Source organism: Massilia sp. FBCC-B171, from assembly GCF_059134155.1.
The window spans coordinates 5326572-5350535 of sequence record NZ_CP101443.1 but is presented as its reverse complement, the minus strand read 5'-3'; the positions used below and the strand labels follow the sequence as shown (position 1 = coordinate 5350535).

The window sequence follows — 23964 nt, the reverse complement described above, 5'->3', positions numbered from 1 at the left end:
GGAACCGCCGTGGAACACGAAGACCGTTTTGTCGATATCGAAATCAAGCTGGCGCACATGGAAGACCTGGTCGACTCGCTGAACCAGACCGTCTACCAGCAGGCGCGCCGTATCGATCAACTGGAAGCCATGGTGCAGCAGCTGGCCGAGCACCTGCGCGCGCAGCGCGAGATGGGGCGCCAGACGCCGGTGAACGAGCGGCCGCCGCATTATTGAGCCACGGTGCCTGAACAGCATCGAACCGTAGGGTGGGCTCTTGAGCCCACGCGGCGCGGCGTGTGCAAGTCGAAAATGCGTTAGGTTTTGCCAGCGGCAGTAGCCAAATAGGCCCCAAGCCGTTTGCCCAGACACAGCAGCGTCAAAGTCGGCGGCAGCCCCCACGGCTCCGGAATCACCGACGCATCGCACACGTACAGCCCCGGCGTGGACGTTTGCAAATCCGCATCCACCCCCTCCCCAATGCGCACGCTGCCACCCGGATGCGCCGCGAAGTGCCACGATTTAAAGATGTGATGCGCCCCCGCTTCGCGCAGGATCGCTTTCGCCATCCCGACCCCATGCTTCAACTTCTGGCGGTCGCTTGCCTGCAGCGTCTTGTCCGCCCAGCGCGGCCCGATGCGGCCGCCGATCTGGTCGCGGATCTTGACCATCATCGACAGGGTGCGCCCGTGCGCAAATAAACGGTCGACGCGCCCGACCTGCAGCGCAAAGGCCTGGTACATCGGCTGCGGCAGGGTCAAGTCGGCCAGCGCCACGCCCTCCTCGTGCAGGTGCAGGCCGCCCGCCATCGGCACCTCAGCGCCGCCCGCGATGTCGTCGACGCTGCCCATCACCGCCACCACCGGGTCGCTGAAGAAGGGAGACTCGCGCGGACCCAGGCTTGAGGCGTGCAGCAGCCGCGGGCTGCCCAGGCCGCCGCCGGACAGCACGACGAGGGGCGCGGCAATGCTGCGCAGCTTGCCGCCCACCTCCACCTCGACCCCGGCCGCGCGGCCATCGGCCACCAGCACCCGCTGCACGCGGGCACGGTCGACCAGCTGCGCGCCGTGGCGGCAGGCCTCGTCGAGAAAATCGCGCGCCGTCCACTTGGCGCCGAAGGGGCAGCCGTACACGCAGCGCCAGCAGCCGCTGCGGCACGTGTCGGGACGGATCATCTTGTCGAGTTTCTGCCAGTCGAGCGAGAGGGCGCGCGCGGCCTGCGCCATGCGCGCCGCCATCGGGCCGATCAATTCGTCGGGCAGCGGCGCCATCGGCAGTTCGGCGCGCAGCTGCGCCAGCGCCGGTGCCAGATCGATGCCGTAGCGCGCGAACAGCGCGGTCGGCGGCGCGGCGGCGGTGGCAAAATTGATGGCCGAGCTGCCGCCCGCCGTGATGCCGGCCACCAGCAGGGAAGCGTCGCGGTGCAGGTAGGCGCCCTTGCCGGGCACGGCCGCCATGCTTGCCATCTGGCCGATGGTGCCCTTCAAGGGGTCGGCGCCGCCCTGTTCCAGCACCAGCACGCGCATCCCGGCTTGCGCCAGCGTGCGCGCCGTGCTGGCGCCGCCGGGCCCGCTGCCGACGACGACCGCATCATACGAGGACCGGAAAATGGGGAGCATCAGGCCCGACGCGGCAGCTTCCAGTCTGGCCGTACGAAGTGGCAGGTATAGCCGTTCGGAATCCGTTCCAGGTAATCCTGGTGCTCTGGCTCGGCTTCCCAGAATGGGCCGGCGGGCGCGATTTCGGTCACGACCTTGCCGGGCCAAAGGCCGGAGGCGTCGACGTCGGCGACGGTGTCCTCGGCCACGCGCTTTTGCTCGTCGTTGAGATAATAAATGGCGGAGCGGTAGCTGAGGCCGCGGTCGTTACCCTGGCGGTTGGCTGTGCTCGGGTCGTGAATCTGGAAGAAGAATTCCAGGATCTGGCGGAAACTGATCTGCTCGGGGTCGAACACGACTTCAAGCGCTTCGGCGTGCGTGCCATGGTTGCGGTAGGTCGCGTTGGGTACGTCGCCGCCGGAATAGCCGACGCGGGTGGACAGCACGCCGGGCCGGCGCCGCAGCAGGTCCTGCATGCCCCAGAAGCAGCCGCCTGCCAGGATGGTGGTTTCAGTGTGCACGGTCATGGTCGGTTCTTTCATGATGGTAGAGGGCCGCGTCAATCGAGCGGTAGCACTTCATGATAACGGCTCCTGTGTGTTGCACGCGCGCGCACCTGTAAAGACGTGCTGGCGGCGGGCGGGCACGGCGACGCATGCATACAATTCGCCTGTCGCTTTTCGCTGTGCTGGCACAACAATAAGCCTGCTATGATCTGGCGCGACCTGCCGGCGGCGATCCCGCGGGCAGCCTTTTTTGCGTGTCCGTGAGAGAGACCATGAAACGCCCACAATTGCTTATCATCGCAGCCAGCCTGGCCTTCGCCGGCGCGGCTTTCGCAGCCCCTGCCGGATCCGGCACCGTTCTCGACGCATCCAATCCCTTCGCCAAGCCGAGCGCGCTGCCGTTCAATTACCCGGCCTTCGACAAGATCAAGGACGAGCATTTCCTGCCTGCCTATGCCGCCGGCATGCGCGAGCAGCTGCGCGAAGCGGCCAGCATCGCCAATAACCCGAAAGCGCCGACCTTCGAGAATACGATCGTGGCCATGGAGCGCTCGGGCCAGATGCTCTCGCGCGTGTCCGCCGTGTTCTCGAACCTGCAGACGGCGAACACGAACGACCGCCTGGACGCCGTCGACCGCGAGATGTCGCCGAAGCTGGCCGCGCACAACGATGCCATCTACCTGAACCCGAAATTGTTCAAGCGCATCGAAACCCTGCACGCCAAGCGCGGCAAGCTGGGCCTGGATGCGGAAGCGAAGTTCCTGCTCGAGCGCTACTACAAGGAATTCGTGCGCGCCGGCGCCAAGCTGTCCTCGCTTGAGAAGGAAAAACTCAAGGGCTACAACGGCCAGATCGCCTCGCTGCAGTCGGAATTCTCGCAGCGCGTGCTGAAAGAAGCGAATGCCTCGGCCCTGGTCGTCAACACCCGCGCCGAACTGGCGGGCATGTCGGAGGCCGAGATCACGGCCGCCGCGACGGAAGCGAAAAAGCGCGGCCTGGACGGCAAGTACGTCATCGGCATTGCCAACACCACCATCCAGGCGCCGCTGGCCAGCCTGACCAACCGTTCGGTGCGCGAGCGCCTGCAGGCCGCATCGATGAACCGCGGCAGCCGCGGCGGCGAATTCGACACGCGCGAGCTGGTGCTAAAACTGGTCAAATTGCGCGCCGAACGCGCGACCCTGCTCGGCTACGCGAACTACGCTGCTTATTCGCAGGAGCTGGAAACGGCGAAGAACCCGGCGGCCGTGAACAAGCTGCTGGCCGAGCTGGCAAAGCCGGCGATCGGCAACGCGCGACGCGAAGCGGCCGAGATGCAGAAGATCGTCGACGCCGAGAAGGGGGGCTTCCAGATCGCCGCCCACGACTGGGCCCACTACACCGACAAGGTGCGTGCGGCGCAGTACAATTTCGACGAAAACCAGCTGCGTCCCTACTTCGAACTGAACAACGTGCTGGTGAACGGCGTGTTCTTCGCCGCGACCAAGGAATACGGCATCACCTTCAAGGAGCGCAAGGACTTGCCGGTGTACGACCCGGACGTGCGCACCTTCGACGTGATCGATAACGACGGCAAGCAGCTGGCGATCTTCCTGTTCGATCCGTATGCGCGCTCGAACAAGCAGGGCGGCGCCTGGATGAACGAATACGTGTCGCAGTCGCATTTGCTGGGCAAGCATCCGGTCGTGGGCAACCACCTGAACATTCCGAAGCCGCCCGCGGGCGAGCCGACGCTGATGACCTACGACGAAGTGCGCACCACTTTCCACGAATTCGGCCACGCCCTGCACGGCATGTTCTCGAACGTGAAATACCCGCACTTCTCGGGCACCAGCGTGCCGCGCGATTTCGTCGAGTACCCGTCCCAGGTCAACGAGATGTGGGCGATCTGGCCGGAGGTGCTGTCGAACTACGCCAAGCACCATAAAACCGGCGCGCCGATGCCGAAGGAATTGCTGGATAAAGTCGTCGCTTCGAAAAAATTCAACCAGGGCTTCATGACCAGCGAATACCTGGCCGCCTCCCTGATCGACCAGCGCTGGCACCAGTTGACCCCGGCGCAGATCCCGACCGATGTGCTGGCCTTCGAAGCAGCCGCCCTGAAGGATGCCGGCGTCGATTTTGCGCCGGTGCCGCCGCGCTACCGCACGACCTATTTCTCGCACTCGATGAACGGCGGCTACTCGGCCGGCTACTACGCCTATCTGTGGAGTGAAAAGCTCGACGCCGATACGGTGCAGTGGTTCACGGAAAACGGCGGCCTGTCGCGCAAGAACGGCGACCACTTCCGCAAGACCCTGCTCTCGCGCGGCGGAACCACCGAGGCGATGAACCTGTTCCGCGATTTCCGCGGACGTGATCCTGTGATCGAGCCGCTGCTGGAGCGTCGCGGGTTGACCGGTAATTGATGAACGCGTGGGCACGAGTGCCCACGCGTAATGCTGCACAGCGTCAGCCAACCATTTGTCCGCGCAGGCCGCGTCCCTGCGCACTTCTGCAACAAAAATTAAAGAGACTCCATGAACCGTCCCCACCTCCTGCTACTTGCTGCCAGCGTCGCCATGGCCAACCTGGCTTACGCCCAGCCAGCCACGCAAGCCATGCCCGCCACCCACGCCCAGTCGGCCATGCCCTTCGACGCGTCCAACCCGTTCGCCGCCCAGAGCACGCTGGCGCTGCAATACCCGGCCTTCGACAAAATCAGGAACGAACACTTCGCCCCGGCCTACATGGAGGGCATGCGCCAGCAGGCGGCCGAGATCGAGAAGATCGCCAATAACAAGGCCGCGCCTACTTTTGAGAACACCATCGTCGCCATGGAGCGCTCGGGTCAGCTCTTGAGCCGCGTCGGCATCGTCTTCGGCACCTTGTCCGGCTCGTACACCAACGACGCGCTCAAAGCCCTGGACAAGGAAATGGCGCCCAAGCTGTCCGCCCACGGCGACGCGATCCGCCTGAATCCGAAACTGTATGCGCGCATCAAGTCGCTGTACGACAAGCGCACCAATCTGAAACTCGATGCCGAGTCGGTGTACCTGCTCGAGCGTTACCACACCGATTTCGTGCGCGCCGGCGCCAAGCTGTCGAACGCGAACAAGGAAAAGCTCAAGGCCTACAACAGCGAACTGGCAAGCCTGCAAACCAGCTTCGCGCAAAACGTGCTGAACGAATCGAACGCCTCGGCCCTGATCGTCGACACGCGCGCCGAGCTGGCCGGCATGTCCGACAAACAGATCGACGCCGCCGCGGCGGAAGCGAAGAAGCGCGGCATGGACGGCAAGTTCGCCATTCCTGTCGTGAACACGACGCAGCAGGCCGGCCTGTCGATATTGACCCACCGCGCCACCCGCGAAAAACTGCTGGCGGCCTCGCTCGGGCGCGGCGCGCGCGGCGGCGAATTCGACAACACCGAAGAAGTGTTGAAAATCGCGAAGCTGCGCGCCGAACGTGCAGCCCTGCTGGGCTATCCGAACCACGCGGCCTACATGCTGGAAGACCAGACCGCGAAGAACACGAAAGCGGTCAACAGCCTGCTGGCCGAATTCGCCAAGCCGGCCGTGAACAACGCGAAGAAGGAAGCGGCAGAGATCCAGGCAGTCATCGACGCCGAGAAGGGGGGCTTCCAGCTCGCCGCCCACGACTGGGCCTTCTACAGCGACAAGGTGCGCGCCCAGCGCTACGCCTTCGACGCCGCGCAGCTGCGTCCCTATTTTGAACTGAACCGCGTGCTGGTCGACGGCGTCTTCTTCGCAGCGACCAAAGAGTTCGGCATCACCTTCAAGGAACGCAAGGACCTGCCAACCTATAACGAAGACGTGCGCACCTTCGACGTGTTCGACGCCGACGGCTCGCAGCTGGCGATCTTCACGTTCGACCCGTACGCGCGCTCGAACAAGCGCGGCGGCGCCTGGGCCAATGCCCTGGTGGGCCAGAGCACGCTGCTGGGCACGAAGCCCGTCATCGCGAACAACCTGAACGTGGCGAAACCGGCCGCCGGCGAACCGACCCTGCTCACCTACGACGAAGTGCGCACAACCTTCCACGAATTCGGCCACGCGCTGCACGGCATGTTCTCGAACGTGAAATACCCGCGCTTCTCGGGTTCGCGCGTGCCGCGCGATTACGTCGAGTTCCCGTCGCAGGTGAACGAGATGTGGATGGCGTATCCGGAAGTGCTGGCCAACTACGCGAAGCACTACCAGACCGGCGCGCCGATGCCGAAGGAGCTGCTGGACAAGGTGCAGGCCTCGCAGCAGTTCAACGAAGGCTTCCGCACCACCGAGTACCTGGCCGCCTCGCTGCTCGACCAGAGCTGGCACCAGCTGAGCGCATCGCAGATTCCGGCCGACGTGCTGGCCTTTGAAGCGGCTGCGCTGAAGAAGGCGGGCGTCGATTTCGCACCGGTTCCGCCACGCTACCGCACGGCCTATTTCTCGCACGTGTTCTCGGGCGGGTACTCGTCGGGCTATTACGGCTACCTGTGGGCGGAGAAGCTCGATGCCGATACCGTCAACTGGTTCAAGGAGAATGGCGGCCTGACGCGCAAGAATGGCGACCACTTCCGCAAGACCTTGCTCTCGCGCGGCGGTACGCTCGATGCGATGCAGATGTACCGCAATTTCAGCGGACGCGATGCGCAAGTGCAGCCGCTGCTGGAGCGGCGTGGGTTGACGGGGCAGTAAGCGTCTAGAGTAATCAAACGTTGTAACGCGTGGAGTCCTGACTCCACGCGTTTTTGTGTCCAAGCACACCCCACCATCTCCTCCATCCGGTGTATAAACTGCACCTGATCCCATTCTCAAAATTCTCTATAAACGATGAGTGTTCAATCCCTTGAAGGTATTACTTTAGAATCCCTGTTAACCCGCCTCGTCGAGCACTATGGCTGGGAGGGACTCGGCCGCCGGATCGACATTAATTGTTTCCAAAAAGATCCGAGCATCAAGTCGAGCCTGAAGTTTTTGCGCCGCACCCCGTGGGCGCGTGAGCAGGTCGAGGCCTTGTACCTCGACACCCGCTTCACCAACTAAGTGAGAACCGACATGCTGAACGAGAACGATTCGAACCTGAAGGCGCACCTCAAAACGCTGCACCGCAGCCTGTCCGAGACCGATGCCGTCGATGAAGAACTGCAAATGCTGCTGCGCCAGCTCGACGGCGACATCAAGCAGGTGCTCGAGCGCCGCGCCGACCAGGACCTCGACGCCAACACCTATGGCCTCGGCTCGCGCACCCAGGAGCTGAGCGCCCGTTTCACAGCCCGGCACCCGAACGTGGCCTCGGCCTTGCGCGAGCTTGGCAACATGCTATCGAGCATGGGCATTTAAAGTGTCTGCTCATCCACAAGTCATTGAAATGTAAGCAATTTTTCAAGGGGCCGGCAGCCGTCCACACCGTTTTCCGGTAAAATGTCGGCCAATGACCCCAGCCAACCTCTTCGCGAGCGTCGCAAAACGCTCCAGCCGCGCTCCTGCCGCGCCTTTCCTTCCCATGACCCGCGCCGAAATGGACGCGCTGGGCTGGGATTCGTGCGACGTGATCCTCGTCACCGGCGACGCCTACATCGACCACCCGAGCTTCGGCATGGCGCTGGTCGGCCGCCTGCTCGAGGCGCAAGGGTATCGCGTGGGCATCATCAGCCAGCCGGACTGGCATTCGGCCGAGCCCTTCCGCGCGCTGGGCAAGCCGAATCTGTACTGGGGCATCACCGCCGGCAACATGGACTCGATGGTCAATCGCTACACGGCCGACCGTAAAATCCGCTCCGACGACGCCTATACCCCGAACGCCGAGCCGAATAAACGCCCGGATCGTGCGGTGACCGTCTACGCCCAGCGCGTGCGCGAAGCCTATCCGGGCGTGCCGGTCGTGATCGGTTCGATCGAGGCCTCGCTGCGCCGCATCGCCCACTACGATTACTGGTCCGACAAAGTGCGCCGCTCGGTGCTGTTCGAATCGAAGGCGGATTTGCTGATCTTCGGTAATGCCGAACGCGCGCTGGTCGACGTCACGCGCCGCATCGCGGCCGGCGAGTCGATCAAGGAGATCCGCGACATCCGCGGCACCGCCTTCCTGGTGCAGCCGGGCTGGCTGCCGGACGCCGAATGGTCGGTCCACAATTCCACGCGCGTGGACGTGCCGGGCCGCATCGACGTCCAGCCGAACCCGTACGCCATGGCCCAGGAAGACGTCAAGGCCTGCGCGACTGAAAATGCGCAGCCCGAGCCGGTGCTGAAACCGGTCATCATCATGACGCGCGAGGAGCGGCAAGCCGCCGCCCGCGAAAAAGCGATGAAAACGGTGGTGCGCCTGCCCTCATTCGAGACCGTCAGCGAAGACCCGGTGATGTATGCGCACGCCTCGCGCGTGTTCCACCTCGAGTCGAACCCGGGCAATGCGCGCGCGCTGGTGCAGTCGCATGGCGACCGCGACGTCTGGCTGAACGCGCCGCCGCTGCCGCTGGCCATGGACGAGATGGACAATGTGTATGACCTGCCATATGCGCGCAATCCCCATCCGAGCTATGGCAAGGCCCACATCCCGGCCTGGGAAATGATCCGCTATTCGGTCAACATCATGCGCGGCTGCTTCGGCGGCTGCACCTTCTGCTCCATCACCGAGCACGAAGGGCGCATCATCCAGAGCCGTTCGGAGCCGTCGATCCTGCGCGAGATCGAACTGATTCGCGACACGACCAAGAATTTTGGCGGCACGATTACCGACCTCGGCGGCCCGACCGCGAACATGTACCGCCTGGCCTGCAAGGACAAGACGATCGAGGAATCCTGCCGCCGCCTGTCCTGCGTGTACCCGACCATTTGCAGCAACCTGGGTACCGACCACAGCAAGCTGATCCAGCTGTACCGCAAGGCACGCGCGATTCCGGGCGTCAAAAAGATCCTGATCGGTTCCGGCCTGCGCTACGACCTGGCCGTGCGCTCGCCCGAGTACGTCAAGGAACTGGTCACCCACCACGTGGGCGGCCTGCTGAAAATCGCGCCGGAACATACCGAGGCGGGCACGCTCTCGAAAATGATGAAGCCGGGCATCGGGGCGTACGATGAGTTCAAGCGCCTGTTCGACAAGTATTCGCTGGAAGCGGGCAAGAAGCAGTATCTGATTCCATATTTCATCGCCGCCCACCCGGGCTCGACCGACGAGGACATGCTGAACCTGGCCCTGTGGCTGAAGAAGAACAATTTTAAATTGGACCAGGTGCAAACCTTCACGCCGACGCCGATGGCGATGGCGACGACCATGTACCACACGCGCAAGAATCCGCTGAAAAAAGTCACCGAGGATTCCGAAGTCGTGGAAACGGCGCGCAGCGGCAAGATGCGGAAGGCGCATAAGGCATTCCTGCGCTACCACCACCCGGAAAACTGGCCGATCCTGCGCGAGACCCTGGTGAAAATGGGCCGTGGCGACCTGATCGGCAATGGCGAGCGCCACCTGGTGCCGGCCTGGAACGCGTCCGAGGACAACGGGACGGCAATCGCGGGCGACCGCAAGCGCCAGGGCGGCATGCCGGCGCCGCAGCCGCACCAGATCGCCGCGGCCAAGCGCGCCACCCCGGCACGTGGTCCTGCCGGCGCCGGGCGCGCTGCAGTCGCCGCCGCACCGGAACGCGCGCGGCCGTCGATCCTGTCGACCATCAAGGCCAAGCCGAAGGGCGTGCGCAAGTAATCCCGCATCGTCAAGTTCGGCAAAAAGCCGGTCCCCGCAGCAATGCCGGGACCGGCTTTTTTTCGTCAACGATGTCTTGTTGCACATTGACGACGTAACATTGTCTGCCTTGCACGGCTCTGTTGTTTTGCTTACCGAGCATACCCACTAATCGAATGGTAGGTACGAACGTATTTGACGAAACACTGTAAGATAATTCCTTTGGGAAACACCTGTTAGCTGCTTAATAACATTTCAATCGCATATCCGGGTTGGAGAAAAATAGCCGGCGCCAAGCGCCGCCGCAGCCCACAAGGAATACGCAGTGATTGAACATTCTACTTTTATGCTGGCAGTCGGCATCGGCAACATTGCGTTTGCCGTGCTGATGGTCGCCTATGTGCGCGGCGCCAGTTCAACTCCCGGTTTGCCGATGTGGATGTGGGCGCGCATGGCGTTCGGCGCGACCCAGCTGCTGGCCTGGGCCCGCCCCGAGGCCGGCCTGCCCCTGCTCGCCATCATCGAATCGGCAGGCTGGGTTGCCGGCCTCACGCTCGAGGCGGCGGCGTATGCCATCTTCTTCGGTTATCCGCAGCTGCGGCGCTACCTGGTGCCGATGGCCTCGCTGGGCGTGCTGCTGGCCTGCGCGGCCTTCCTCAACGGCCTGCCGCGCACGCAGCTGATCGTCTACGTGTCGCTGACGATGGGCCTCGGCGCGTTCACGACCGGCGCCATCCTGATGCATCCGCGCTTGCCGGGTGCGACCGCCCTGCAGCGCCTGATCGGCGCGAACGACATGGGCTGCGGCGCCATCCTCGCCGTGTGGGCGCTGATCGAGATCCTCGGGTCGGGCATCACGCCGGCGATGGAATCCGTCGCCTATGTTGCGGGTTACCTGCTGCTGATCGTGAACGGTTTCGGCTTCATCCTGATGAGCAAACAGCGCGACGACGCGCGCATGCAGCGCCTGGCCACCACCGACGATCTGACTGGCCTCCTGAACCGGCGCGCCTTCTTCGCCCGCGCCGAGGCGGCGCGCCTGCTGTCGCTGCGCCTGGACCAGCCGATCACGCTCTTGATGCTCGACATCGACCATTTCAAGCAGCTCAACGACCGCTTCGGCCATGCCACCGGCGACGAGGCGCTCGTCAAATTTGCCGCCACCTGCAACGACGCGCTGCGCGAACACGATATCCTGGGGCGCCTGGGCGGCGAGGAATTCGCGCTGGCGCTGCCGGGAACGGACCTCGACGGCGCCCTGCACGTGGCCGAGCGCCTGCGCCAGGGCGTGGTCGACACCCGCCTGCTCACCTGCGGCAACCACTACACGATGACGGTCAGTATCGGCCTGGTGCTGGTCGACCCCGACGAAGACCTGGCCACCGCGCTGGCACGCGCCGACCACGCCCTGTATGAAGCCAAGCGAAACGGGCGCAATCGTATTGAAGTGGGTACCGCGGTCCGGCGCCGGGCCTAGAACTAGTTCTGTGTGTACGCCACGCCCACCAGCAAGTCCTGCACCGCGCTCAGCTGGGCCGGTTTGGTGAGATGGTGGTCGAAGCCGGCATCGCTCGAGCGCATGCGGTCGCCTTCCGCGCCCCAGCCGGTCAGGGCGACCAGGGTCATGGCTTCCAGGCCGGCGATGCGGCGCATGGCGCTGGCCGTTTCATAGCCGTTCAGGCCCGGCATGCCGATATCGAGGAAGGCAACCTGCGGCAGGAATTCGCGGGCAGCGGCGAGGGCGGCGATGCCGTCGTGGACCACGCGCGTCGCATGGCCGTCGGCCTCGAGGATCATCGACAGGGTCAGCGCCGCATCGACGTTGTCGTCCACCACCAGGATGCGCAGTCCCTGCGCCCGGTTCGAGGCCGCGCCGCGCCCGGACGGGTCGTGCTGGGCCGCCTCGAAGGCCTCGCCCGTCGCCAGCGGCAGGCGCACTTCGAAGCTGCTGCCCTGGCCCGCGCCGGCGCTGCTGGCCTGCACGGCGCCGCCATGCATCTCGACCAGGCGCCGCACCAGCGACAGCCCGATCCCGAGGCCTCCCTGGGCGCGTTCCATGTGGCGGTCGACCTGCTTGAACATGTCGAACACGCTGTTCAGGGAATCGGCGGGGATGCCGACACCCGTGTCGGCTACCGTGATGACGGCCATGCCGTTTTCCGCGTGCGCCGACAGGTCGATGCGCCCGCCGGCCGGGGTGTACTTGGCGGCGTTGTTGAGCAGGTTGGCCACGACCTGGGCGATGCGGGTCACGTCGGCATCGATGTTCAGGGCGGCGTCGGGCAGCGTCAGGTGCAGCTGGTGGCGACCGGCGTCGATCAGGGGCGCGCTGGTCTCGACCGCGCTGGCCAGGATGCGCTTGAGGTCGGCCCGCTCGCGCTTGAGTTCGAGCTTGCCGCCGCTGATGCGCGCCACGTCGAGCAGGTCGTCGATCAGGTGCACCATGTGGCCCACTTGGCGCTCCATCATTTCGCGCACCTTGCGCACGGCGTTGGCGTTGTCGCCCGCGAGGCGCATGACGCCCAGGCCGCTGCGGATCGGCGCCAGCGGGTTGCGCAGCTCGTGCGCGAGGGTGGCGAGGAATTCGGTCTTGCGGCGGTCGGCGTCGGACAGGTCGGCCGCCAGCTGGCGCAGCTGTTCTTCGTTATTCCGGCGCGCGGTGATGTCGGTAAACAGCAGCGCCACCTTGCGGCTGTCGCTGCCGCCGATGCGCGTGGCGTAGACGTCGAACCAGCGTTGCATGGCCGGCGCTTCGCTTTCGAAGCGCACCGCTTCGCCGGTCGAGGCGACCCGGCCATAGGTATCGAACCAGAAGCGGTCGAGATCGGGCACCAGCTCGCGCGCCGTCTTGCCGGTGGCGCCGGCCAGGCCCGTGTGGCGCTCGAACATCGCGTTCATTTCCACGAACAGGTAGTCGGCCGGCTGTCCGTCGGCGTCGAAGATCATCTCGATGATGCCGAAGCCCTGGTCCATCGACTCGAACAGGGCGCGGTAGCGCTCTTCGCTCGAGCGCAGCGCCTGCGCGGCCCGCTGGCTTTCGGTGGTGTCGAGCACGATCGCGACCAGGCCCTGGAATTCGCCGGCGGGGCCGCGCAGCGCATTGACGCTGCTGGTGGCGGACATCAGCGAGCCATCCTTGCGCAGGTAATGCTTGTCGATCACGAAGCCCGGCCCGCCCGCCTTGAGGTCGCCGATCCGGAGCAGGCTCTGCTCGAGCGAATCGGGTGCGGTCACGTCGGCCACGCTCGCGCCGATCAGCTCGGCCTCGGTATAGCCGAGCATGTCGCAATACTTCTGGTTCACCAGGGTGATGCGGCCCTGCTGATCCATCTCGACCACGCCGGTGGCGGCCTGGCCGACGATTTTCGCGAAGCGTTCGCGGCTTTCGAAGAGTTTGACTTCGGCCAGCTTGCGGTCGGTCTGGTCGACGCCATGGGCGAGCAGGCCGGTGATTTTGCCGTCGGCATCGCGCAGGGCCATGTAGACCAGGTCGACGAAGCGCTGTTCCTGCGGCGCGCCGGGATGGCGCTGCAGCGTCACCGGCAGGTCGGTGCCGAAAAAAGGTTCGCCCGTCTGGTAGACACCGTCCAGCAGTTCGAAAAATCCCTGGCCCTCGACTTCGGGCAGCGCCTCGCGTACCGTCTGGCCGGCCAGGTCGCGGTTGCCGACCAGCTGCAGGTAGCGCTCGTTGACCAGCTCGAAGCGGTGCTCCGGCCCGTTCAGGACGCACATGAAGGCCGGCGCCTGGCGGAAGATGTCGCTCATGCGCGCATTGGCCGCCTGCAGTTCCTTGAGCAGGCGCTCGCGTTGCACATCGGCCTCGTGCGCCGCGGTCACGTCGCGCGACACCGCCAGCAGGTTCTGGACCCGGCCGTCGTCGGCATATACCGGGGTGACGATGACGTCCCACCAGCGCGGCGTGCCCTTGGCGGTCGGGCAGAAAGCCTTGAACTGGCCAGTGCCGCCGCTGTTCGCCAGCGCGATCGCGGCCTCGACCGCGTCCCGGCTTTCGGTGGGCCAGAACGTGCTCCACAGCCTGCCTGCAAAGCGGGTGAAATCGTCGATCTGCATGATGCAGATGCCGTTCCTGTTCATCGCCACGACCTTGCCGTCAGTGCTGAGCAGCTTGAGGCAGTCAGGGCTGCTTTCGAACAGTTGCAGCCCAAGGGCGTTGGTATCGAGGAGGGGAGAGGTATCGGCGTATTGCTGCATGCGGGAAGCGTCTAGTGGGCCAGGGAGGGCATCGTGAATGCTGAGAAGCTTACCAATACCATGGAAGGCAAAGGCTGACTGTTCGTTTGGTAACGTCCACGCACACGAAGCAGGAAAAGTGAAACGGAATGGAAAAAGGGCCCGACGAATCGGACCCTTTAACTTTAATGCTGGCGGAGCGGACGGGGCTCGCCCACGTTCCGCGGGCCGCGGATTCCCTTGCAAGGGAATCCCTTCGAGCCCCAAACCGTACTCCCCGCAGGGGGAGTACTCCTGCGCGGAAAAAGAAAAAAGGCCCGACAAGTCGGACCTTTTTTCTTTAATGCTGGCGGAGCGGACGGGGCTCGAACCCGCGACCCCCGGCGTGACAGGCCGGTATTCTAACCAACTGAACTACCGCTCCGTTTTTACTGATCGGTTCCTCGCTTCGAACTGAATCTGGTGGGCGCTGAGAGGCTCGAACTCCCGACCTAATCCTTGTAAGGGATCCGCTCTACCAACTGAGCTAAGCGCCCGGCTCACCGTATTCTGTTCGTCTGACGCTTGTCACTGCGTCTGAAGAGGCCCGAATCATAGCGTAAGGCTTCGCGAATGTGCAAGAGTTTTTCTGAAAATATGCAAAACCCGTTTCCGGCGTATTTTCCGGATTCAGCTGCCGAGAGAGCCCGGCAGTGGGGAATTTAGAGTAACTATTAATTACAGGAGGCTGACAAAACACAATTCAATGTCAAAAACTGCAAGCACAGCCGAACGAACGCCCCCCTGCACGGTCTTTTTCATGCGTGATTCATAAAGTTAAGTCTTGCCTTATATGCAAAGTAATGGTTGTTGTGACGATGATAATGAAATCTTGCCGTACGTTATTTGGTGTACATACGAACCGTGCAAATAAACGATGGTTTTGTTAAAACAGCGGTTCAAAACGTTGCAGAATTGCCGCACTTGATTCGAAATACCCGACAAACATTTTTTCTCCGCAGTACATTTTCCGAGCCGCCAGTTCGAGGGCACTTCGGACTTATCCCGAAGACCATAAACCAAGGCATTGCCTTGACGGAAAACTACACAAAGGGCTCAACATGAAGTCGACGCATTCGATTCACCCATGTTTGTTGAAAGTCGCTGTAGCAGTCTCCATCGCCACCGGTTCGCTGGCTTCCGCCTCCGCCGCTGGCACCGCTCCTGAAGCACAGGCAGCGGGCACCTCCCAGTTCATCCTCAATACCGACCGCCTGATCGTCAAGTACAAGGACGCCAATGTGGGCGGCGCCCAGGCCCGTGTCGCGACCGCGATGACGTCCGGCCGCCAGGCCATCGCCGACCGTGCCGGCCAGCAGCTCGGCCTGCGCCTGCAGGCGCTGCGCACGACCGCCACCGGCGCGCACGTGTTCAAGATCGACCGCAAGGTCTCGGTAAAAGAGGCCGATGCGCTGGCCAAGGAGATGATGGCACGCGACGCCACGATCGAATACGCTGAGCCCGACCGCATCATGACCAAGATGGCCACGGCCAACGACCCGATGTACGCCCAGCAGTGGCACTACACCGAAACCACCGGCGGCCTGCGCCTGCCGGCCGCCTGGGACAGCTCGACCGGTACCGGCGTGAAGGTTGCCGTGATCGACACCGGCATCCGTCCACACGCCGACCTGTCCGGCCAGTACGTCGGCGGCTATGACTTCATTTCCGACGCCGCCATCGGTAACGACGGCAATGCCCGCGATGCCGATCCAAGCGATCCGGGCGACTGGACCGCCGCCAACGAGTGCGCCGCCGGCGAACCGTCGTCGACCTCGAGCTGGCACGGCACCCACGTGGCCGGCACCATCGCCGCCAAGACCAACAACAGCCTGGGCGTGGCCGGCGTTGCCTATAACGCCCGCGTGGTTCCGGTGCGCGTGCTCGGCAAGTGCGGCGGCTACACCTCGGACATCGCCGACGCCATCATCTGGTCCTCGGGCGGTACCGTCTCCGGCGTGCCGGCGAATGCCAACGTGGCCAAGGTCATCAACATGTCGCTCGGCGGCGGCGGCGCCTGCGGCACCACCACCCAGAACGCGATCAACAGCGCACGTTCGCGCGGCACCGTCGTCATCGTCGCGGCCGGTAACGAGAACATGAACGCCAGTAACTCGAATCCGGCCAACTGCGCCGGCGTCGTGACGGTCGCTGCCACCAACCGCAACGGCGCCCGCGCACCGTATTCGAACTACGGCACCGTGGTCGACGTCGCAGCCCCAGGCGGCGACGCCAACGGCTACATCCTCTCGACGCTCAACGCCGGCACCGCCGGTCCGGGCGCCGACAACTACGCCGGCTACCAGGGCACCTCGATGGCGACGCCGCACGTCGCCGGCGTGGCCGCGCTGATGCTGGCGAAGAACAGCGCGCTGACCCCGGACCAGATCGAGGCTAAGCTGAAAAGCACGGCACGCGCCTTCCCTGGCACCTGCTCGCAGTGCGGTACCGGTATCGTCGACGCGGCAGCGGCAGTGGCTTCGGCCACCAGCGTGACCCCGGTCGGCCCGACGATCTCGGAAACCGAGTCGAATAACACGATCTCGACCGCGAACGCCATCAGCACCACCGGCACCACCGTCAACGGCACCATGAGCGCCTCGACCGACAACGACTACTTCGTGCTCCAGCTGCCAGCCGGTAAGACGCTGTCGGCAACGCTGACCCCTGGCCTGTCGACCTCCGACTATGACCTGTACATCTACAACAGTGCAGGTACGCAGCTGGCCCTGAGCGAAGCGGGCGCCGGCGCGACCGACTCCGCTTCGGTGTCGAACACGACCACCGCCACTGCGGCCCGCTATGTGCGCGTCAAGTACTACGGCGGCGGCACGGGGGCGACCAATGGCAAGTACACGCTGAAACTGAACTGGTAATCAGCGGTTTTTGTAGTTCGCTTGATCTGACGCGCGGCTTGCCGCGCGTCTTTTTTTGTCTTGCGCTTGCCCTTGCACCAAATCCGAATTGACGAGATACTGTACGGAATTACAGTAGTCGGCCCCCGGCCGCCGCCAGAGTGAACGCCCCCGCACGTAAAATCATCCATTGCGATTGCGACTGCTTCTATGCGTCGGTCGAGATGCGCGACGACCCAACGCTGCGCGGGCGTCCGCTCGCCGTCGGCGGGCGCGCCGACCAGCGCGGCGTGGTGGCGACCTGCAATTACGAGGCGCGCCGCTATGGCATCCATTCGGCGATGGCCACCGCCCAGGCCATGAAACTGTGCCCGGAACTGATCGTCATTCCGCCGGCCATGGAAAAATACCGGATCGCCTCGCGCCAGATCATGGAGATCTACGCCGACTACACCGACCTGGTCGAACCGTTGTCTCTCGACGAAGCCTATCTCGACGTCTCGAATTCGCCGCACTGCAAGGGCAGTGCGACACTCATCGCGCAGGAAATCCGGCGCCGCATCGTGGAGACGGTCGGCATCACGGCCTCGGCCGGCGTCGGCCCGAACAAATTCGTGGCGAAGATCGCCAGCGACTGGAACAAGCCCGACGGCCTGTTCCTGGTGCGGCCGGAAGAAGTCGATGCCTTCGTGTCGGCGCTGCCCGTGAAAAAACTGCACGGGGTCGGCAAGGTGACGGCGGCCAAGCTGAACAAGCTGGGCGCGCAAACCTGCGAAGACCTGCGCGGCTGGACGATGCAGGAGCTGCAGCACCACTTCGGCAGTTTCGGCGCGCGCCTGCACGACTTATGCCGCGGCATCGACAACCGCGAAGTCAGTCCGGAGCGCGAACGCAAGTCGGTCAGCACCGAGGAAACCTATACCAATGACGTGCCGGACCTGGCGGCCTGCCTGGCGCTGCTGCCCGATTTATATGAACACCTGCTGGGCCGGATCAAACGTGCCAGTGCCGAAAAATTCATCAACAAGTTATTCGTCAAAATTAAATTTTCGGATTTTCAGCAGACCACCGTCGAGTGCGTCGGGTACGCGCCGCACTTGCCCACCTTCGCGCGGCTGATGGAAACCGGCTGGCTGCGCGCCAGCCGCCCCGTGCGCCTGCTGGGTGTGGGTGTGCGGCTGGGCGATACCGAATATGTCGAACAGCTGCGCCTGTTTGACGAACACGCAACACATTAAAAAAGCGTTTGTTGCCACCCGAAAATACGGGGGCTGCAGCGTGTAAAATGTCGTTCCCCTGAAATACTGAGACAACAGAAAGCAACTATGTGGTTCAAGAATCTTCAGATTTACCGTCTGCCCGCACCGTGGGCCTTTACCCCTGAACAGATGGAAGCGGCGCTGGCGCCGATGGCCTTCACGCCTGCCAACAGCAATGAGCTGCTGCGCCAGGGCTGGGATGCGCCGCGTCCGAACGGCGGTCTGGTTCACGTCGTCAACAAGCAGATGCTGATGATGCTGGGCACCGAAAAGAAGCTGCTGCCGAGCTCGGTCATCAACCAGGTCGCCAAGGCCAAGGCTGCCGAGATGGAAGAGGCGCAAGGTTTCCCGCCAGGTAAAAAGGCGATGAAAGAACTGAAGGAACGCGTGGCCGAAGAACTGCTGCCGCGCGCGTTCACGATCCGCAGCAACACCTGGACCTGGATCGACCCGGTCAACGGCTGGCTGGTCGTTGACGCCGCCAGCCCGGCGAAGGCCGATGAAGTGGTGAAACTGCTGCTCAAGGGCGTGGACCGCATGCCGCTCGAGTCGCTGCGCGTGCAGCGTTCGCCAGTGGCCGTGATGACCGGCTGGCTGGAAGCCGATGAAGCGCCGTACAACTTCACGATCGACCAGGACACGGAACTGCGCGCCACCGGCGAAAGCCGCGCCGCCGTGCGTTACGTCAAACACTCGCTCGACCCGGACGACATCCGCCGCCACATCGCCGCCGGTAAACAGTGCACGCGCCTGGCGATGACCTGGAACAGCCGCGTCAGTTTCGTGCTGACCGAATCGCTGGCGATCAAGGGCGTCAAGCCGCTGGACGTCATCAAGGAAGGCGAGAGCGTCACCAACAGCGACGACGAGCGTTTCGACAACGACATCATGCTGATGACCGGCGAGCTGGCGAAGATGCTGGCCGACCTGGTGGAAGCACTGGGCGGCGAAGCGAAGGCCTGATCGGCCTGTGGTGGCCACCTTGCCATCGATATAACAACGGACCCTGCTGGGTCCGTTTTCATTACAGCGGCTGGAACACCCCCGCCGTGCGATTCTTCGTCACATTATCCCAGGCGAACACTTGTCCGTTCATGCCGACATACACGCCGGGCGCCAGCGTTTGCGCCACACCGCAGGCAAAGCCGAGGTTGAAAAGTGCGTCGGAATTGGCGATTTCGTAGGGGATCATCGCGCCGGTCAGGACAATGGTCTTGCCGAGGTTTGCGGCGCCCAGCACGGCAGCCGTCTGCGGCATGGTGTCGGTGCCGTGGACGATGACGATTGCTTTTTCAGCGGCAGCCTGGCAGGCCTCCAGCACGCGCTGGCGGTCGGCATCCTGCATGTCGAGCGAATCGAGCAGCGGCAGCACTTGCAGCTCGACCGGAATGGTCAGGCGCGCGCGCTTGACGACGTCCGGCATGTGGCTCTCGGAAAAGCCGAGTACGCCCGTCAGTTCGTTGTAATGTTTGTCGAAGGTGCCGCCGGTGGCGATGAGTCGCAAAGTCATATCGGTTTATAAACGCAGAAAAAAAAGGTGGGTCATCATAGCGCCAAACGGGTGTGTATCCATATGTGACTGCGCTAGAATCGGCTGGATCGGATGAGTAGACTGATCTCTTTTTCAAGCAAGCCCAACAGAATTGTATGAAAGCCCTTGCTCCAGGAACCGTTATTTTCCACCGCCACCGCGGGTATGGCGTGATCACCCATGTCAACCTGCTGACCGGCTGGATTTCCGCCCGCTTCGGCAACGAAGCGCGCACGCTCGACCTGAATTTATCGAGCGACGAAGTCCAGCACGCCGATGGCGAACCCATCCTTTTCAGGCGCGCGCCGCCCGACCGCATGCCGCATGCGCGCCTGATGGCCGCCGTGCGCGCGCTGCACCAGGCCGGCTACCAGAAGCTGTATTTGTATTCCTGGCCCAAGCCGTCCGGGCTGCACTGGCGCTGGCATCTGTTCACCGGCCAGCGCAACTGGATGCAGCGCTCCTGGCGCGAAGGCTGGTACGGCTCTGGCGCCGAGTACAACAACAATCCCGTCATGGGATGGGGCGACACGCCCGGCGCCACGACCGACGAGCTGATCCACGCGCTGGCGAAATTCGATCCGCAAGGCCTGGCGCAAGCGCTGGGCCGCGACGAGGACCACACGGCCTGGTTCGCCGACACCTGCGAGGCGCTGCTGCCGGGCTACATGTACAGCCTGAACGTCGAGCGCCCGCCGGGAGGCGGGCTGATCGAGGCGCCGCCGGTGCCGGTGGTGGCAGTGCGGGCCGGCTTGCCCGCGTATGCCGGACCGGAAATCGGCTGGCCGCCGGGCTGGGCCGGCATGTGGACGCGTTCGCACGTGATGCCGGCGCGCAAAATCAATCTGACGGGTGAGCCGGAGTTGCGTTGAACGGATCGATCACGCTGCACAGGATGTAGGGTGGGCGGGTCTCCCGCCCACGCGTTCAAATCATGTCCGATCGGCCTGCGCGACAGATCTTGCTCGGATTGAACGCGTGGGCAGGAAACCTGTCCACCCTACGACCCTAACGCTTCAGGGTTCAGGATATTCGTCGGGTTGCCCGCCGCGAAATTGGCAATGTTCTCGAACGCCGCCCTGAAATACATCTCGTAGCTGTCCTGCTCGACATACCCCAGGTGCGGCGTCGCCAGCACCGTGGGAATGCGCAGCAGCGGCGCATCAACCCCCAGGGGTTCCTCGGTGAACACGTCCAGCGCCGCCATTCCGGGCCGCCCGGCATGCAGCGCCGCCTCCAGCGCGCCTGGTTCCACCAGTTCCGCACGGCTCGTGTTCACAAATAAGGCATCCGGCTTCATGCGCGCCAGGTCGGCGGCGGTGACGATCCCGCGCGTGGCGTCCGCCAGTCGCAGGTGCACGCTGAGCACATCGGCCTCGGCAAAGAAGGCCTCGCGCGACGCGGCCATGTCGCAGCCATCGGCAGCCGCCGCGGCGCGGCTGGCGTCGCTTCCCCAGACCAGCACGCGCATCCCGAAGGCCTTGCCATAACCGGCCAGCAGCTTGCCGATCTTGCCGTAGCCCCAGATCGCCAGCGTCCGTCCGCGCAGCACGCGGCCGAGTCCGTTGAGTTGGGGATTCACGGACGCCGTCTGCCACGCGCCTTCTTTCAGGCCGGTGGCATACGGCACGATCTTGCGGCTGGCGGCCATGATCAGCGCCCAGGTCAATTCGGCCGGCGCGACTGGCGAGCCGGTGCCTTCGGCAATCGCAATCCCGCGCGCGCTGGCGGCGGCCACGTCGACATGCCCGCTGACCTTGCCGGTCTGCGAAATTAATTTCAAATTCGGCAACTTGTTCAGGAGGGCGGCAGACAGGCTGGTCCGCTCGCGGATCAGCACCAGTACCTCGTAGGGCGCGAGCCGGATCGACAGCTGGCCGAGGCCGCGCGCAGAATTATTGAACACTTTGACCTCGTGACCGTCCAATATTTTGTAACAGTCGAGCGCCGGCACCGCGTTCTGGTAGTCGTCAAGAATGGCAATTTTCATCGGAGTTGGACGAAGTTATTGATGGGCACGTAAAGGAATAACGCGTTCCCGCAGAATCCAAGTAGCCTACTATATTAGTCAACTATATTTCCTACATTTTTCGATCCGAAGAGCTTGAATCGCAGTTTAGGGGGTGTACAATCGCCCGAATATTAAGCGTTTGACAGCACGGAAGTGTATAACAGACCAGGCTTCACCCCCGTTCCAACGCCTCGTGAATGAGGCCGTCGACACGACCGCCGTACCGCCGCTCCACAGTGAGCCAGGGATTCCATAGCGCAGTCCCATGCACCTACGACGATCCTGCCCATGCCGGGACCACACAGAATTCTTAATTGTTGGAGGTACCATGAACCAGCCCGTGATGAGCGGTGTCGCCGCCCTGAACGTTCCCGCCCACATCAAACACCAGAAGCTCATCAATTGGGTGGCAGACATTGCCGCCCTGACCAAGCCTGACGCCATCTACTGGTGCGACGGCTCGGAAGAAGAGTACGACCGCCTGTGCGCACAGATGGTCGAAGCCGGCACGATGAAGCGTCTCAATCCTGCACTGCGCCCGAATTCCTACCTGGCCCAGTCCGACCCGTCGGACGTGGCGCGCGTCGAAGACCGCACTTATATCTGCTCGGCTACCAAAGAGCAGGCCGGCCCGACGAACAACTGGACCGACCCGGCCGAGATGCGCACGACCCTGAACGGCCTGTTCGACGGCTGCATGGCCGGCCGCACGATGTATGTGGTGCCGTTCTCGATGGGCCCGCTGGGTTCGCCGATCGCCCACATCGGCGTCGAGCTGTCCGATTCGCCTTATGTCGCCGTCAACATGCGCATCATGACGCGCATGGGCAAGGCCGTGTACGACGTGCTGGGCACCGATGGCGATTACGTCCCGTGCGTGCACAGCGTCGGCGCACCGCTGGCCAGCGGCCAGAAGGACGTGGCCTGGCCATGCAACCCCACCAAATACATCGTCCACTATCCGGAAACCCGCGAAATCTGGTCCTTCGGTTCCGGCTACGGCGGCAACGCGCTGCTGGGCAAGAAGTGCTTCGCACTGCGCATCGCCTCGAACATGGGCTACCAGGAAGCTCAAGCCGGCGGCACCGGCTGGCTGGCAGAACACATGCTGATCCTGGGCGTGGAGTCGCCTGAAGGCGCCAAGAAGTACGTCGCCGCCGCTTTCCCTTCGGCCTGCGGCAAGACCAACTTCGCCATGCTGATCCCGCCGACCTCGTTCAACGGCTGGAAAGTCACGACCATCGGCGACGACATCGCCTGGATCAAGCCGGGTCCTGATGGCCAGCTGTACGCGATCAACCCGGAAGCGGGTTATTTCGGCGTCGCACCGGGCACCAACGACAAGACCAACTCGAACTGCATGGCCTCGCTGCGCGAAAACGTCATCTTCACCAACGTCGCGCTGACCGACGATGGCGACGTCTGGTGGGAAGGCATGACGAAAGAAGCCCCAAGCCACCTGATCGACTGGCAAGGTAAAGACTGGACGCCTGCCTCGGGCACCAAGGCTGCCCATCCGAACGCGCGCTTTACCGTCGCCGCCACCCAGAACCCGGTGATCGACCCGGCCTGGGACGATCCGGCCGGCGTGCCGATCTCGGCCTTCATTTTCGGCGGCCGCCGCTCGACCACGGTGCCGCTGGTCACCGAAGCGAACAATTGGGTCGAAGGCGTCTACATGGCCGCGACCATGGGTTCGGAAACGACCGCTGCCGCTGCTGGCCAGATGGGCGTCGTGCGCCGCGATCCTTTCGCGATGCTGCCGTTCATCGGCTACAACATGAGCGACTACTTCCAGCACTGGCTGGATCTCGGCAAGAAAGTCGAAGCCAAGAACCCGCAGGCGCTTCCAAAAATCTTCTGCGTCAACTGGTTCCGTACCGACGAGTCGGGCAATTTTGTCTGGCCTGGTTATGGCGACAACATGCGCGTCCTGAAATGGATCCTGGAGCGCGCCGACGGCAAGGCTGCCGCCGGTACCCCGCACCTGTTCGGCAGCTCGCCGAACTACGCCGACCTGAACTGGGAAGGCATCGAGTTCACCGAAGTGCAATTCCAGCAGATCACATCGATCGACGGCGACGCCTGGCGTGAAGAGCTGAAACTGCACACCGAGTTGTTCGAGAAGCTGGCCTACCGCCTGCCGCAAGAGCTGGTGGAAACCAAGCAAAAGCTGGAACAGCAGCTGGCGTCGTAACGTTTCTGAGGAGGGCGGCCGTTTGATAACGGCTGCGCGTAAAAAGGGCAGTGCCGTGTGGCGCTGCCCTTTTTTGTGTGGAACAGCTTGCGTCAGCGCTCAACGGTGCGGCTGCTCAGCCGCTTTACCGCGT

Annotated in this window: 17 protein-coding genes and 2 tRNA genes; 12 read left to right on the top strand and 7 right to left on the bottom strand. The window is 63.6% G+C overall.

Features of this window, described 5'->3' with window-relative positions; translation table 11 throughout:
- The first annotated feature begins 9 nt into the window (after nucleotides 1–9).
- Complete coding sequence (locus NMB41_RS24165) at nucleotides 10–216, top strand: SlyX family protein (protein WP_494380268.1); 207 nt, start codon at nucleotides 10–12, stop codon at nucleotides 214–216.
- Between the two features lie 80 nt (nucleotides 217–296).
- Here NMB41_RS24165 and NMB41_RS24160 read toward each other — a convergent pair whose 3' ends face one another.
- On the bottom strand, nucleotides 297–1598 hold the full coding sequence (locus NMB41_RS24160; RefSeq protein WP_494380267.1) for an FAD-dependent oxidoreductase: 1302 nt from the start codon (nucleotides 1596–1598) through the stop codon (nucleotides 297–299).
- Nucleotides 1598–2104 carry a peptide-methionine (S)-S-oxide reductase MsrA gene (msrA, locus tag NMB41_RS24155; RefSeq protein ID WP_494380266.1) on the bottom strand — a complete coding sequence of 169 codons (507 nt, stop codon included), beginning with the start codon at nucleotides 2102–2104 and terminating at the stop codon, nucleotides 1598–1600. Before msrA ends, NMB41_RS24160 begins: the two co-directional genes overlap by 1 nt.
- 251 nt (nucleotides 2105–2355) lie before the next feature.
- On the opposite strand from msrA, the gene NMB41_RS24150 reads away from it, so the two are divergent.
- From NMB41_RS24150 to NMB41_RS24125, 6 genes are all read left to right on the top strand, one after another.
- Entirely contained in the window at nucleotides 2356–4491 is a 2136-nt protein-coding gene (locus NMB41_RS24150; RefSeq protein WP_494380265.1) for a M3 family metallopeptidase, read from the top strand.
- A 111-nt stretch (nucleotides 4492–4602) separates the two neighbouring features.
- Nucleotides 4603–6765 carry a M3 family metallopeptidase gene (locus NMB41_RS24145; protein ID WP_494380264.1) on the top strand — a complete coding sequence of 721 codons (2163 nt, stop codon included), beginning with the start codon at nucleotides 4603–4605 and terminating at the stop codon, nucleotides 6763–6765.
- A gap of 135 nt (nucleotides 6766–6900) precedes the next feature.
- The gene (locus NMB41_RS24140; RefSeq protein ID WP_091874356.1) at nucleotides 6901–7113 is read left to right on the top strand and encodes a VF530 family protein; all 213 of its coding nucleotides are present in this window, start codon (nucleotides 6901–6903) and stop codon (nucleotides 7111–7113) included.
- 12 nt (nucleotides 7114–7125) lie between these two features.
- Nucleotides 7126–7410 (top strand): DUF4404 family protein, encoded by a 285-nt coding sequence (locus tag NMB41_RS24135; protein WP_494380263.1) that lies wholly within the window; start codon nucleotides 7126–7128, stop codon nucleotides 7408–7410.
- Between the two features lie 163 nt (nucleotides 7411–7573).
- Nucleotides 7574–9769 (top strand): YgiQ family radical SAM protein, encoded by a 2196-nt coding sequence (locus tag NMB41_RS24130; protein ID WP_494380262.1) that lies wholly within the window; start codon nucleotides 7574–7576, stop codon nucleotides 9767–9769.
- 304 nt (nucleotides 9770–10073) lie between these two features.
- Nucleotides 10074–11225 carry a GGDEF domain-containing protein gene (locus NMB41_RS24125; RefSeq protein WP_494380261.1) on the top strand — a complete coding sequence of 384 codons (1152 nt, stop codon included), beginning with the start codon at nucleotides 10074–10076 and terminating at the stop codon, nucleotides 11223–11225.
- A 2-nt stretch (nucleotides 11226–11227) separates the two neighbouring features.
- Here NMB41_RS24125 and NMB41_RS24120 read toward each other — a convergent pair whose 3' ends face one another.
- From NMB41_RS24120 to NMB41_RS24110, 3 genes are all read right to left on the bottom strand, one after another.
- The gene (locus NMB41_RS24120; RefSeq protein ID WP_494380260.1) at nucleotides 11228–13960 is read right to left on the bottom strand and encodes a PAS domain-containing hybrid sensor histidine kinase/response regulator; all 2733 of its coding nucleotides are present in this window, start codon (nucleotides 13958–13960) and stop codon (nucleotides 11228–11230) included.
- Between the two features lie 326 nt (nucleotides 13961–14286).
- Nucleotides 14287–14363 (bottom strand) — tRNA-Asp (locus tag NMB41_RS24115).
- A gap of 36 nt (nucleotides 14364–14399) precedes the next feature.
- Nucleotides 14400–14475 (bottom strand) — tRNA-Val (locus tag NMB41_RS24110).
- 597 nt (nucleotides 14476–15072) lie between these two features.
- Between NMB41_RS24110 and NMB41_RS24105 the strand changes: the two genes are divergently transcribed.
- The 3 genes from NMB41_RS24105 to NMB41_RS24095 all read left to right on the top strand — a co-directional run bounded on the left by NMB41_RS24105 (nucleotide 15073) and on the right by NMB41_RS24095 (nucleotide 19055).
- Nucleotides 15073–16854, top strand: coding sequence for a S8 family serine peptidase (locus NMB41_RS24105; protein WP_494380259.1), 1782 nt, complete (start codon nucleotides 15073–15075; stop codon nucleotides 16852–16854).
- 140 nt (nucleotides 16855–16994) lie between these two features.
- Complete coding sequence (gene dinB, locus NMB41_RS24100; RefSeq protein ID WP_494380258.1) at nucleotides 16995–18071, top strand: DNA polymerase IV; 1077 nt, start codon at nucleotides 16995–16997, stop codon at nucleotides 18069–18071.
- An 87-nt stretch (nucleotides 18072–18158) separates the two neighbouring features.
- A complete protein-coding gene (locus tag NMB41_RS24095) occupies nucleotides 18159–19055 on the top strand; it encodes a recombination-associated protein RdgC (RefSeq protein ID WP_494380257.1) in 897 nt (298 codons plus the stop codon).
- 61 nt (nucleotides 19056–19116) lie between these two features.
- On the opposite strand, the gene NMB41_RS24090 is transcribed toward NMB41_RS24095, so the two are convergent.
- The gene (locus tag NMB41_RS24090) at nucleotides 19117–19602 is read right to left on the bottom strand and encodes an asparaginase domain-containing protein (RefSeq protein ID WP_494380256.1); all 486 of its coding nucleotides are present in this window, start codon (nucleotides 19600–19602) and stop codon (nucleotides 19117–19119) included.
- Nucleotides 19603–19739: 137 nt separating this feature from the next.
- Between NMB41_RS24090 and NMB41_RS24085 the strand changes: the two genes are divergently transcribed.
- Nucleotides 19740–20495: an L-asparaginase gene (locus NMB41_RS24085; RefSeq protein ID WP_494380255.1), complete on the top strand. Its 756-nt coding sequence runs from the start codon at nucleotides 19740–19742 to the stop codon at nucleotides 20493–20495.
- A 128-nt stretch (nucleotides 20496–20623) separates the two neighbouring features.
- Here NMB41_RS24085 and NMB41_RS24080 read toward each other — a convergent pair whose 3' ends face one another.
- Complete coding sequence (locus tag NMB41_RS24080; protein ID WP_494380254.1) at nucleotides 20624–21613, bottom strand: D-2-hydroxyacid dehydrogenase family protein; 990 nt, start codon at nucleotides 21611–21613, stop codon at nucleotides 20624–20626.
- 349 nt (nucleotides 21614–21962) lie between these two features.
- Here NMB41_RS24080 and NMB41_RS24075 point away from each other — a divergent pair, with 349 nt between their 5' ends.
- Nucleotides 21963–23831, top strand: a complete 1869-nt coding sequence (locus NMB41_RS24075) for a phosphoenolpyruvate carboxykinase (GTP) (protein WP_494380253.1) — start codon at nucleotides 21963–21965, stop codon at nucleotides 23829–23831.
- Nucleotides 23832–23964 lie beyond the last annotated feature (133 nt).